Source organism: [Zimmermannella] alba NBRC 15616, assembly GCF_001570905.1.
Classification (GTDB): Bacteria; Actinomycetota; Actinomycetes; order Actinomycetales; family Microbacteriaceae; genus Pseudoclavibacter; species Pseudoclavibacter albus.
The window spans coordinates 85,988-98,781 of sequence record NZ_BCSO01000006.1; the positions used below are offsets into that span (position 1 = coordinate 85,988).

Genomic DNA, 12,794 nt, shown 5'->3' on the forward strand with positions numbered 1-12,794 from the left:
TCCTCTAATGGCTGTAATGGAGGACAGCCGAATCGACGGATGCGAGGTGCTCATGGAGTTGTCAGTTCCTGTGTGGATGCCCGCGTTCTGGTGGAGAGGCGCAGCGCAGCATGTCCGAGAATGGGTGCTCGAAGACCCGGACCAGGAGGATCACCGTGAACCTCGTTGGAGTGACACTTCCGAGCAGCGCTGGAGACTGATTGCCTCTACCGTTGCCCTCGTCGGAGACGAGCTTGCCGCGGGGCGGTGGACCATCGATGAAGATGACGACACGTACTACGGCATGGTGGCGGCTCCGGTACCGGAACCACTGACGGAGACTGAGCGGCACATCGTGACCTCATGGTTCTCTGCCGGCGAAGCAGTGTGCGTCGACCCCTGGTTCGAGCCCATCACCAACGGGCGGCACCGTCTCTGGAACACGTTGACGCACTTTGGCGATCGGTTGGTTCCCGTCGCCAGCGATGCACTGGGATACGCGACACCGACCAACACCGAAGTTCTTGGCGAAGCGTGGCCTGAGCTGTATCGAGCGCACGTCGACGACCTCGCAGCGATCGAGTGGTTCGACCTGCACGACCCGATGAACTCCCGCTTTGCCCATGCGATCGATCAGGCAGCACGCGGTGAGCACCCTGCACCCCGATAGAACCGTTCGGCTGGTCAGGTAATGCGTCCTAGCATGGAGAGATGCCAGCAATCGGACGCTTCACGCAACTCGTCTTTGAGTGCAAGGACCCCACAGCGGAAGCACTCTTCTGGCAGAAAGTCCTGGATCTTGCACCGGCCACCGGTGATGACCAGTGGTTGACGCTGGAGTGGGAGCCTGTTGGACGCCTCTCTTTCCATCGCGTCTCCGATTACGAACCCCCGCAGTGGCCGGGCCACAGAGGCGAGCTGCAGGTTCACCTTGACCTGCTAGTCGATGACCTCTCGGAGGCATGTGCCGCCGTCGAGGTAGCAGGCGGCCACCCACTCACTGACGTCTTGGATCCCGGCCCGAAAGCCTGGCGCATCTACGCTGACCCCGCGGGCCATCCCTTTTGCCTCGTCACAGTGCCCGAATGACCCCTTCCTAGTCGTCAGACCTGGCGGCAAAGTGGGAGGGCTGCGGCGGTGAAGGCTTTGGCTTGTTGTCCGGCGAGGAGTCGGGTTTCGCAGTTGGCTTGGATGGCGGCTTGTTCGAGGGCGGCGACGTGGGCGTCGAGGCCCTCGATCGTGGTGGCGGTGACGGTGATCAGGCCGGTGTAGCGCAGGATGCCGTGGCCGGCGGTGAGGTCGGCTTCTTGCTGGAGGACATCGTGGTACTCAGCCGTCTGGGAGGCGTCTTCGATCTGCCCGATTTTGGCGCGTTGGGCTTGGTCGGAGATGTGCTCGACCTTCTTCTTGCGGATGTCGCGGGCGGCCTGGTCGGAGCGCATGGGGGTGCAGATCAGGGAGAACGACCGTTGGATCCCGCTGGAGAGCAGGATGGGTGAGAGGAAGCCTGGGTAGACCATGGAGCGGGGCCATTCGCTGATCCACAGCACGGCGTGGTGGGCGGAGTCGGTGCGGATACGACTCCAGGTCTCGTTGACCGCGACGGGGCCGGCGGTGGCGAGGTCGTGGCCGATCTCGCCGTGGCGTTCCAAAGTGGCGGCGATCGCAGGGTCGTAGGCCGAGCGCAGGATCACCGCAATCTGTCCGGGGGTGCGCCAACCGGATGGGGTGAGGTCGGCCGAGCGGAGCGCGGCGGTGAGGGTGTTCATCTCTTGGCGCAGGACGGCAGCGGCTCCACGGATACCGCCGCCCGCTGTGCGGATCTGCCGCGCCGCGTTTCTCATGTCGAGGGATAGCGACAGGGTGGTGGCGTGGCGTTCGCCGGCGGGGCCGGCACGGTCGATGAGTTCGGCGTAGGTGGTGGCAGCCCAGCTCGTGTCCTCGGGCTGGCCATGGGTGGTCCACCATTCGGCCAGTCCGGTGCCGGAGTCGGGCAGGGTGCGTTCCAGGATCTGCAGGGTGGCGATCCTGCCGGAGCGGCAGACGGTGGCCAGGACGCGGCCCCAGGCGGTGACACGGCGTTCTTGTTCAGCGGGGTCGAGGAGCACGAACGCGGGGTGGGTGATCTCGCACACCACCGTGAGCGTGTTCTGGTGGGGGTCGTGGATCATACCCGCCCCCGTGGTCGGGTCCTCGTACTCGCGCAGCCGCGCCTGGTCGCCGGGCAGGGCGAGGGTTCCGGCGGGGCGTGGGGTGACGATGCGACGCCGGTAGAGGAGTTGGCCGATGGTGGTGCGGTAGACCCACCAGCCGGCCACGGGCACCCACTCGATGACCGGGCGTCCCGCGACAGGTACCCAGGTGAGGAGGACGGCGGTGGCCCAGACGGGGGCGGTGTAGGCCAGCCACATCCCGCCCCCGGCATACAGAGCGGTGATGATGGTGGCGATCGCGATCCCGACGGTGACCAGCTGGGCCACGGACAGGCCAAGCAGGATGCCGCGACGGGTCAGCCGGGAGAACTTCACCGGCACCAGCGCCGAACCGGTCGCGTCCGGGTCGTGGTTGTTGTTCTTGTTGCGGCGGCTCATGACTGCGGCTCCTTCCCAGCACTCGACGGCGGTGGCGGATTATCAGCGGGCGGCGGGTTCGGTACCGGCGCGGACGGCGACACCTGCTCACCCCCACCAGGCGAGGACGACCCCGCGGGTGCCTGCGGCTGTGACCCCGGTGTGGGCTCCGCACCGGCCGACGGAGTGCCCTGCTGTGGCGGCGTCCCACCGGGCGCAGACGCCGGCGGAGTACTCCCACCATCGCCTCCGCCTCCGTTGGGGCTTGGGGTGTGGTCGGCGGCGTCTGCCGCGGTCTCGGCCTGCTGACCGAGCTCGGCGCCGGCTTTCGGTCCCGCGATGGCGGCATCCTTGGCCACCTGTGCCCCGATCACGGCCGCAGCCGCAGCAGGACCCGCAGCGGCAGCAGACCCACCCGAGGCCGCACCCGATCCGGAAGCCCCGGCCGCCCCACCAGTGCCAGCTCCGGCTTCGGCTCCGCCCTGGGATGCGGAGGGGTTCGGGGTACTCGGTTTCGCCGGCTGCTTCCCGCCACCACCGTTGCTGTCACCGCCACTGCCGTCGAGGACCTGCCGGGGGTTGCCTGGCTGACGGTCTGGGAGCGGGATGGGGCGGTTGAGGGAGTTCTTGGCGTCTTGTTCGGCGCCGATCGCGTGGTACATGTCGAACCCGACGAAGCTGATGAACCGGTACGTCAGGTAGGGGGCGAACGCGGCCATCGCCATGAGCACCACCCCGGCCAGCGGGTCACTGATCGAGGACAGGTCCCCATCAATCGGCGCGGCGACCTGGGTGATCGCGACCAGCAGCAGGGCCTTGCGGACCAGCAGCGACAGCCACACGATCGCTGCGGAGGTGATCGCGAGGCCGGCGAGGAAGATCGTGATGATCGCCCCGACCCCGGGGGCGGCGATGTTGATCCCCGCTAGTCCACCGGCGAGGGTCGTGATCTTGTCGCCCATCGATTCGGTGGTCTCGCCGGCGGCTTGGACGATCCCGACACACAGCTGGTCGACCACCTCCAGCAGCAGCCCGGTCAGGGTGATCACCACGAACGACCCCAACACGCTCTTGGCGAGGCCGAGGGCGGCCCGGGTGAGAGCAGTGGGGTCACGTCTGATGAGGCCGGTGATGAGTTGGAGGCAGAAGAACAGCAGCATCACGAACACCGCGATGCCGAACAGCAGGTTGTAGACCGACAGGTAGCCGTCACTGGTGATGTCGACCAGGGTGGTGGCGTCGAAGACGTTCCACACGGCCTCGAACAACCAGCCCGCGGCTGAGCCCATGGCTTGGGCGAGCCAGTCGAACGGGGCCGACACCAATGAGGCGGCGGCTTCGCCAGCGGTTTCGCAGACTCCAGAGATGACGGGCAGATCACAGATCCCCACCGCAATCACTCCTCACACACGTGGGTTGACGGGTAGGGGTTAGACGGACTGGCCGACGTTCCAGAAGAAGTTGATCAGCGTGACCGCGGCGCCGCAGATGATCGCTGCCCCACAGGAGACCAGGACGCCGACCTTGCCGCGGCCTGCCAGGTGCGGGTTGGACGAGTTCGCGCCGAAGCCCCACACGATCGCGGAGATGATCAGCGCCAGCACCGATAGGATCAGCCCGATCGTCATCACCGCGCCCACGATGTTGCGCAGCTGCGCGATCCCCGGCAGCCCATCATCGTTTGGCGTGATGTCCACCTCCATCGGCAGCATCACCGGCAGAGTCGACAGATTCGGCACAACACAGCTCATCAAATCAAACACAGCAAGCTCCTTCGAAGCAGACGGCCGTCCCGCTGCTGCGGGCGGGCCCTTGGTTGGGTCTGCCTGTCAGGTGCGCGGGTATGGCCGGGCCCAGGTGCGCGCACGCAAGTCTGCCGGTGAGGCTGGCCCATGCTGGCTAGCAATCTCTGAGTGAGACTCCGTCATCGGCGGTCAGCTCACGAACTATCCGGCCGAGCTCCTTCGCGGTTGATCTTGTCATTGGCCCTGGACGGTTACGTCAGAACGGCATCCGCAAAAGGCGGCTAGAAAAGCCAACCGAAGATTTTGCGCCACCAAGGCGTCAAAGAGTTCTGATTGTCCGTGCATGACTGGTTCTTTCTGGTGGCCAGGGAAATCCAGCCACTCAGACGCGGATCTGTGGAATGAGTAATTGCCAAATCTGCGTAGATGAGCGTCAAGCCCCCATGGGCGCAAATTTTTTCCATGATCTGGGGTGGAATATCCTCGACGGTTACCCAGGGGGTGCCTTTCGCGTCAAGGATGTTGATCCCGTCCGTGGTGAGTCGGGCTAGCCAGCCAGGGGTGGGCTGCGGCGGTTCGTCGTGAGCGACTTCCGGAAGTCCTGCGCGCTCCATTCCTTGACGGACTGGGTCGATGCGGCCCGAAGAGCTGACGGTGACAATTGCTGGCGCGTGCACCCAAAGCTCGGGTGTCGCGGGTCCGGTGTCTCGCCACCAGACGTTGAGTTGGTCGCCCCCATCGATACTGTGCGTAACGGAAACGGATGGTGGCGGATTGCTGAAGATCTTGCGGTAGCGCATGGATTCGCGCTGTTCTCGCAGGATCATTCCCAGTTGGGCCCAAGCATCCAACTGGTGCGTGCGCTGCTTGGGAGGCGGCAGTTTCCCAATTACGTCGGAGAGCGGCCCGGGGCCCTCCTCCGTGAAGGCCCTCAGGATCGCAAAGCGATACTGGTGATTGCTCTCGTCTAGCGCAGCGGAATTTTCATCCAGCCACACCACGAGCCGCACAGCTGAAGCAATGAGAAGCTCGGGGGTTTCCAGCGGACGCTTACTTGCTTCGATCATCAGTTCAAGCCCCACGTCAAGAAGGCCATCCACCAATTGATCGACGAGGGCTCCTTCCTCCAGAGCTTGGTTCGCGGCGCTCAGCACGGTATCCACCCCGGCCTGCCAGGCACTGCGCTCCACCAGCAGGAGCGCTGTCATTCTTTCGATGTGAAGCTTGTTGAGTAGAGTGTTTCCTGCCCCGCTCACTGCTGGTTCAGGTGCTCCTAGAGGCACCAAGGCGTCTAGCGCATTTAGTGCGCGGCGAGCGCGACCCGGACTGGAGTCAGGCAGGCACAAATGCAATACATCCCGGATCGTGCGCAACGCATTTTGGGTGGCCACATCGCACAGAGTTTCCTCGTTGCCCATTTGCAACACTGTTTCGGAGAAGAGCGCGACTTCGACAACCTCCTCAGTCTTATGAAGACGCGCGGCAGTGATGGCAATCACGGATAGGGTTTGAAGCTGCATCTGTACCCACGTCGCATGGTCGCGAACCAACTCCAGCTGGTCCTGCCGGACCTGGAAGGCCACGCGTGACCAGAGGCGGGCGATCGCAGCCTGCGAGGTGATGAAGGCCAACTGTGCGAAGTTGTGCATAGACACGCTGGCCAAGGTCAAGGTTTCAGGGCTGTCTTTGAATACCTCGACCGTTTGTCGAAGGAAGTAGTCGATGGGGTGAATCAAGGCAGTACCTTCGCGAAAGCGCCCATCCTCGGTCAGCTGTCGCACCCATTTGTCGCAGGTGCTTAGGATGGCCCATATCTCGGGCCCGTTCAGTGGGATGCCTTGTTTCGTCATAACTAGCTGGACGAAACCGTGAATTGTTAGAACTTCATCCAAATCATGGGGCCGATCTGGCGTGAGGATCTCTTGCCTAATGAATCCGGAGGAAAGGAGGTCTTCCACTGCCTTTTGAGTCATTCCAACCTGGGCGAGGGCGTCAAGTAGCAGGCGGCGAGGAACGCGGCTTCCACCTGTAACCAATAGAAATGAGGCCAGTTTCCTCGCTTCGGGAGATAGTTCCCGCCAATCAGCTAGGATCACTTGGGCTGCAGTTCGAGGATATCCATGTGGGAGCAATTCCTCACTGTCCAGGTCGAGGCGATCCAGTCGGTCAGTAAACTGCAACATGGCTTTTTTCGGACCGCCACGTCGAGCAATCCAGCCAACAGCCAGCTCCAGAGCCAAGGGCCATCCAGCGAGCGCTCTTGATATGGCATCACAAGCGGATAGCTGCTGGGCTGACCACGACTCGACTGCTTGCCCAAATCGTCGAGCCACAAACCGTCGCGCCTCGATCTCGTCAAATGCATCCAGTGAAGTTGTTGGCGCGAGAGAGTCCGGCCAGGTCGCCACTCGTGTGGTTATGAGGACTTGTCCATAGCCGCTGCGTGGTATCCAGGGGTAAACTTCCTCGAAAGAGGAAGCTCCATCTAGGACTAGCAACCAAGGTACCGGCGATCCCGACAAAACATCCACGAGATCGCGTCTCGGCATGTCGGTGGGAGTAGTCGCTGCCCCCAGTTCTTGAAGTGCCATCGGAACTTGTGATTCGAGCACCCCTCGTGAACTCGCGTCTAGCCATAGGACGAACGCCACATGTTCCAAGAGTGATCGAGCATGTAGATAGGCGGCTGCGGATTTTCCACTACCGGACATGCCTTTCAAGACCGCGATCTTGGGGGCGCCATTATATAGAGAGCCGGCGGGGAGGTGTTCCCTAAGGAACCGAGAGGACTTCTCTCTCTCGATGTAATTTCCTACTGGGACCTGAATGCACTTCCCCCAGGCTCGTGATCCAAGGGCGCTAGACAGCAAGGGATTTGAACCCGTTAGAATCTGACGAATGTCATCGCGGGACAAGCGTTGGTTATGTGTGTTGGAGCCGGCCTCGTGAACGCGATCAATGAGTTGGCGCAGAATCAGATACTGCAGTTCGCGGCCAGTTCCTCCCTCTCTGGTGGTGCGCAAACGTCCGATGGTGCGTAATAGCTTCTCGGTCATCTGATGAAGTGGTTCCTGATGGGAGGTGAACCGCTCGCCTTGTCCGAGGAGTGTGCAGTCCTGCCGTTCCAGTTCTGTTTCGAGTTCAGCAGTCTTGATTCGGTTGGTGAGAATCTCGCGTAGTCGAGCTTTAGGGTGTTCGCGGCGCAGCCCGTCTAGTATTCGCCGGGTTTCGTCGATTCCGATGGTAGTTGAGGAGCTCGACAGAGACGCCTTTACCTGTATCGCGCGGTCAGGCGGGCTGCCTGTTGACAATCGAACAATTATGTCTGCTGAGTTCTGGTCGACAGGGTCAACGTCGATTGACCAGTCAGACGAAGAATTGGCGTACAGTTCCAGGAGCAAGTCAACCGTGGTTAGGTACTGGTACCTGAACCCGAATGCAGCCGCAACACCGCCGCCAGATCGTTTCATGGCGCCCACCCTACGTGGGGCGGCCAGGGCATGGGTAGCCTTCCGTCGCCCACGGCATTGGTCAGGACTTCGTGCGAGTTACGTTGGCTGACACGCAGTCATTTCAGGGCGAGGCCTCTGAAATGATCGTGTTCAGAACTGGTCGCCAAGCGCGATGAGCCAGTTGAGCCAGGTGATGCCGGCGCCGGCGAGGGTGGCTGCGCCGAGGGCGACGAGGAGTCCGGTGCGGGCTTTGGTGGCGGTGGTGTGGTTGCCGTTCGCTGTGGCGATGGCCCAGGTGATGCCGGAGATGAGCATGGTGAGGACGGCGGTGACGAGGACGAACGTGAGCAGCGCACCGATCACGTTGTGGAGGGTGGTGTTGTCGCCGAAGGCGCCGAAGTCGGGGTAGATGTTCACGGGTATCAGCTGCCTTCTTTGACGGTGATGTGGACGTGGTCGTAGTGGCCGCCGGTGACGTCGTTGGGGTCGTGCATGCCACCGCCGTTGTAGGGGCGCCAGCCCTCGGCATCGCGAGCGAGGGACCAGATCTGGCCTTGCCAGATGAGGTACTCGACGCCGAGGGTTTCAGCGTTGTCCTTGAGCCAGTTCGTCAGCGCCCATCCGGCTTCGAGCTGCTGGGGTGTGGGTCGGGTCCCGATGGCGTTGCCGAAGGTGACATCGCAGGCCCGCCCGAGGGGGTGTTCGGATTTGGTGCCGGGGCGGGGTGAGTAGCAGGCCCAGGAGCTGTCGGGGTAGGCGGTGAGGGCTTGGGCGTAGACGTGGAGCATACGGGCGGTGATCTTTCCGTTGGTGGTGGGGTCATCGACCTTGCGGTCCGGGTCCCCGGCATCGGGTCCTTGGGGCGGCGCGGGCTGCGTCGCGGCCGGGTTGCAGCCTTCCTGCTCGACCGGTGTGGTGGGGGCTGGAAGGTTGCCGGTGGTGTATTCGTCGAGCCAGGGCTGGGGGTCGGTGAATTCGCCGTCGCTGCCCCCTTGGCGGAGTTCGAAGTGCAGGTGCGCGCCGGTGGAGTAGCCGGCCGAGCCGACATCGCCGATGTGTTGTCCGGCGGTGACGTGGTCGCCGACGTTGACGTGAAAGCCGGTCTCCCACACGTGGGCGTAGGCGGTGGCGATCTTCTGCCCGCCGATGGTGTGTTCGATGATGATCAGCCCGCCGTACCCGCCGGACATCGAGGCGTGGGTGACGATGCCGTCGGCGGCGGCGAGGATGGGGGTGCCGTCGGGGGCGGAGTAGTCCGCGCCGGTGTGGAGCTTGTTCTCCCCGGTGATGGGATGGACCCGCATCCCAAATGGCGAGGTGGCGACCCAGGTGCCCTCAGGCAGCGGGAAGACCACACGCCCGGTCTCCGGCAACGATGGACTGGTGGTGCTGGGGGTGGTGAGGGTGGTCAGGATCTGTTCGGCGACGGGCTCGTAGTTCGCATACCGGTCGGGGTAGGCGGAGACTTCGACGGCTTGGGCGGCTTCGCCCTTCGACAGGGTCTGCCAGCCGGGGATGTCGAGCAGTCCGCGGGGTGAGGGGTGGTTGGGGCCGGTGGGTCCGCCGAAGAACGCGCGGGCCTGGTAGACGGGGTCCATGAGGTCGGCGACGGTTCCCCATCCGGCTTGGGGTCGCATCTGGAACAGGCCGAGGCTGTCGTGGTCGGAGGCGTCCCCGTCATTGGGGTGATTCCCGGAGTCGGGGTAGACGCTGGTGTTGGCCAGCATCCGCAGATTCGACTCGGTGAGGGCGGCCATGAGCGCGATCTGCAGCCCGTCACGGGTGACGCCTTCGACTTGGGAGCCGGTCTGGATGATGGTGGCGGCGTGGGTGAGCTGGGTGGTGTTCAGCGTGAAGGTCTGCCCGTCAGCGGTCGTCACTTCCAGTGAGTCCGGCGCCGGCCCCACCACCGACGGGCCAGAGGTGCTGGTGGTGCAGGAGGCGTTGGCGCCGGGGCTGAAGATCATCCCGACCCCCCAAGAGCAGGAGGGCGGGGCTGAACAGCACGAGCACGGCAGCGATGACGGCGAGTTTCTTCACGGCCGGGTCACCGCAGTGGGTTGTCGAGCTGTGACAGGCGCAGTAGGTGGCAGGTGTCGTAGGTCGGCGCGCAGACCACGAACACCGTGAACTCCACCTTGTGGGCCGAGTCGACTGGTTCGCCGTTCCAGGTCCCGGTGCGGTGCCGGGTGCCCTCGATGGTGTAGGCGACCGTGCCTGGTGCGAGTTGCCCCTCGGGTGCCTGGGCAAGGGCTTCGCCCCACTGGTCGGGGATGTAGGCGCGGTCGATCGTCAGCTGCTGACTGGTGCCGTACTCACGCAGGTCCTGCCATGCGGTCCGCGAGGGCAGGTAGGCGGCGACGTCGGTGGCGAGGCCGGCTTGTTCGGCGCCGCTGGGGTCACCGACGGCGAGGATCGCCGAGGTGTAGTCCAGCGGCAGCAGCCCGGTGGTGGTGTCCCACGCGAACAGCGTGGTCGCGACATTGCGAGCGAACTGCTCCGGATCAGCGCTCCGCGCAACCGGTGGCACCGACGGCGCCTCTGATGCTGAAGGGCTCGCCGTGGCGGTGGTGGTCGAGGAGGGTGACGGGCCGGTGGTGATGGTCGGTGACGTGCCCGGGGTGCTGGTCGGCGTGTGAGGGCCAGTGGCCAGCCCGTAGATCCCGACCCCACACACCAAGGCCGTGACCGATCCGGCAGCAATCAGCACGAGCCGGCGACGCGACGAACGATCAGAAGTGTCCATGCCCAGCAGGTGCACCCACCCACCCCACACACCAGCAGGCAGAAGCTAGATGGCGCGCAGCTGCGGACGCCCACCCGCCGGTGCGTCATCCCTCTCATCGACAGGGTCGGAGGCGGCGGTGGTGTCGTCGGGGTTGGTGAGGGCGGCTTGGAGGGCGTCGGCGAACGCGACGGAGTGTTCGATCACGCGCAGGAACGTGGCGACCTGTTCGTCGGTGAGTTCGACGGCGAGCACAGCCGGGTCGTAGTGGGTCCACCACTGATCCAGTTCGGTCCACGTCACCACGAACGCCCGCACCGGATACTGCACCGGCGCGCCCTCAGCGTCGTCCTTGGGCTTCTTGACCGGAGCGGGCTTCGGTCTGTCACCGGATTGGATGCGGGCGAGGGCGTCGGCCGCGGCCTGATGCAACGCCTCATCGCCAGCATCGGGGCTGGCGGTGTGGTTGCGGATGGTCTCGTAGATCGGATGGACCGGGCTCCCCGCGTCGATCTCCTCCAACCCCCGCTGCGCCGCTGCCCGCACGTGTTCGGGCAGCGTCTCGTCGTGGGCGGCCTGTTCGAGGAAGCCGATCTTGTCCAGCGTCTTGTACGAGGCCCCACCGGGAATCATTCCGGCAGCCTGCTCACGAGCCTCACCGGTGGCTCCCGACGGTTCCGGAAATTTTCCGGGACCGTCTGTTCCGGGCTGGTTGTCACTGCGGAACTGGGTCGCGGCCTTGCGACGCGCAGCATCCTCGGCCATGAGGGATTTCAGTTCGCGATAGAGGGCGGCGGCTTCCAGCGCGGTCAGTGGCTTGTGCAGGACGTTGTCGTCTTGTTCGGCCAGCAGATGACCGAGACGGTCGGAGATGCCAGAGCGGACCCACACGTTGACGGTGCGCCAGCCGAGCTGCTTGATCGCCGCCAGCCGGCGTGCCCCGCAGATCAGCACCCCGTCGGGGCTGACCGTCAACGGCTGCAACAACCCATCGCGCTCAATCGAGGCCGCCAGCGCGTCAATGTCACCCAGGTCGGCGCGGTGACGTCGGCCGACCTGCAGGGAGTCGACGGCACGGTCCAGCTCGATGTGCCCCGGGGTACTCATGACCGCACCCGTTCCCGTCCCGGTATTGCGCGGACGATGCAGGCGACCAGGGCGTCATCACCCAACAGGTCAGCCAGGGTCTCTCCGAGCAGCAGACGCAGCAGGATCCCGCGCCCAGCCGTCGTGGTGGCGTAGGCAGGTTCGGGATGTCCCAGCAGAACCCTCAACAGACACGTCCAGGCCGGGGCGGGGAGGTCGAGCAGGGCGCGAGCGTGCTTGTCGCGCCGCAAGGCTTCGTAGGTGCCGCGCCGGGACCCGATCCGGGCCAGGGCATTGGTGACGTGATCCACCCCGGCCCGGGCGGAGGCTTCGGGCCAGCCCAGCAGCACGAACAATCGGGTCGCGTCCGCGACTGCTGCCTGCACGCTCGCATCCACATCCTCGCTTGGCTCCGCATCCTCACGGTGGTGGGGGTCGGTGAGCTGGAACGCGGGATGGTATTCGTACAGGGGTTTTTCGCGGTCGGAGAACCGTTCGGGGTCGTGGTGGGCGGAGATGTGGGCGCGGCGGGCCTGGTGGACCGAACACAGGAGCCCTTGGGCGCGTTCTTCGTAGATGCAGGTGATCCGCACCGCATGCGTGACCACCGCCCACGGATCCGCGGCGTTCCGCGCCGCAGGCGTTCGCATCACATCAAACGCCGCCGAGGCCGCCTCCCACACATCCAGGCCGTGCTTGCGCGCCAAGGGTGCGAACCGCTCCGCCGCGAACTCCAGCAACTGTTTGGCTTGGGGGTTGTTGCGCCATCCGTGCTCGGCCAGATGCTCCAGCAGAGCCCGCAGCCCCTCACTGGTGCGGAAGTCAGCACTGTCGCGATGGGGTGTCGACGACGTTGTCGACGACGTCCCGGTCTCAGCGGTGCCGGTGGTTGGTGTTGTGGTGTGGGTCATGGTGGTGCCTCCTGACAAGCAGGTGCGCACCTCCACCCCAGACAGCGGCGGCAGTGGTGTCGTCGTGGTGCTGGCGAGAGTCGTCATTGCTGGTCACCACGCTCAACTCATCCCCACCGCGGACCGCCCCGGCACCGACTGTGCCCGGCCCCGGCCGAAGGCCGACAACGGCGCCAACCGTCCAGCCCGATCACCCACGCGCCGTGCACCCACCGTGATGCCGTGGCGGGTCTTCTGACTCAGCGCGGTCTGGAAGTGAATGCCGCGGCCAGCGACCGTGGCGCCACGTCGGGCCATCAGATCGGTCGGACGCACCCACTCCACAC

The 12,794-nt window shown here is 64.7% G+C and carries 10 protein-coding genes and 1 pseudogene; 2 read left to right on the forward strand and 9 right to left on the reverse strand.

The window, feature by feature from the left end; all coding sequences use genetic code 11:
- Positions 1-7: 7 nt before the first annotated feature.
- Positions 8-649 carry a hypothetical protein gene (locus ZAL01S_RS05735; RefSeq protein ID WP_159421606.1) on the forward strand — a complete coding sequence of 214 codons (642 nt, stop codon included), beginning with the start codon at positions 8-10 and terminating at the stop codon, positions 647-649.
- A 41-nt stretch (positions 650-690) separates the two neighbouring features.
- Positions 691-1,068: a VOC family protein gene (locus ZAL01S_RS05740; RefSeq protein WP_066081045.1), complete on the forward strand. Its 378-nt coding sequence runs from the start codon at positions 691-693 to the stop codon at positions 1,066-1,068.
- 14 nt (positions 1,069-1,082) lie between these two features.
- Here the strand turns inward: ZAL01S_RS05740 and ZAL01S_RS05745 are convergent, their stop codons facing one another.
- The 9 genes and pseudogenes from ZAL01S_RS05745 to ZAL01S_RS05785 all read right to left on the reverse strand — a co-directional run bounded on the left by ZAL01S_RS05745 (position 1,083) and on the right by ZAL01S_RS05785 (position 12,468).
- Positions 1,083-2,570 carry an SCO6880 family protein gene (locus tag ZAL01S_RS05745; RefSeq protein WP_066081047.1) on the reverse strand — a complete coding sequence of 496 codons (1,488 nt, stop codon included), beginning with the start codon at positions 2,568-2,570 and terminating at the stop codon, positions 1,083-1,085.
- The gene (locus ZAL01S_RS05750) at positions 2,567-3,940 is read right to left on the reverse strand and encodes a conjugal transfer protein TrbL (RefSeq protein ID WP_066081050.1); all 1,374 of its coding nucleotides are present in this window, start codon (positions 3,938-3,940) and stop codon (positions 2,567-2,569) included. Before ZAL01S_RS05750 ends, ZAL01S_RS05745 begins: the two co-directional genes overlap by 4 nt.
- A gap of 39 nt (positions 3,941-3,979) precedes the next feature.
- Complete coding sequence (locus tag ZAL01S_RS05755; protein WP_066081053.1) at positions 3,980-4,300, reverse strand: DUF6112 family protein; 321 nt, start codon at positions 4,298-4,300, stop codon at positions 3,980-3,982.
- A 275-nt stretch (positions 4,301-4,575) separates the two neighbouring features.
- Entirely contained in the window at positions 4,576-6,534 is a 1,959-nt protein-coding gene (locus ZAL01S_RS05760; RefSeq protein WP_159421607.1) for a hypothetical protein, read from the reverse strand.
- 1,362 nt (positions 6,535-7,896) lie between these two features.
- Positions 7,897-8,163, reverse strand: coding sequence for a DUF6112 family protein (locus ZAL01S_RS05765; RefSeq protein ID WP_066081059.1), 267 nt, complete (start codon positions 8,161-8,163; stop codon positions 7,897-7,899).
- 5 nt (positions 8,164-8,168) lie between these two features.
- Positions 8,169-9,786, reverse strand: a pseudogene (locus tag ZAL01S_RS05770) (M23 family metallopeptidase).
- A gap of 7 nt (positions 9,787-9,793) precedes the next feature.
- Positions 9,794-10,492, reverse strand: a complete 699-nt coding sequence (locus tag ZAL01S_RS05775) for a hypothetical protein (protein ID WP_066081062.1) — start codon at positions 10,490-10,492, stop codon at positions 9,794-9,796.
- Positions 10,493-10,537: 45 nt separating this feature from the next.
- Positions 10,538-11,578: a ParB N-terminal domain-containing protein gene (locus ZAL01S_RS05780; protein ID WP_083523108.1), complete on the reverse strand. Its 1,041-nt coding sequence runs from the start codon at positions 11,576-11,578 to the stop codon at positions 10,538-10,540.
- A complete protein-coding gene (locus ZAL01S_RS05785; RefSeq protein ID WP_066081065.1) occupies positions 11,575-12,468 on the reverse strand; it encodes a hypothetical protein in 894 nt (297 codons plus the stop codon). Before ZAL01S_RS05785 ends, ZAL01S_RS05780 begins: the two co-directional genes overlap by 4 nt.
- Positions 12,469-12,794 lie beyond the last annotated feature (326 nt).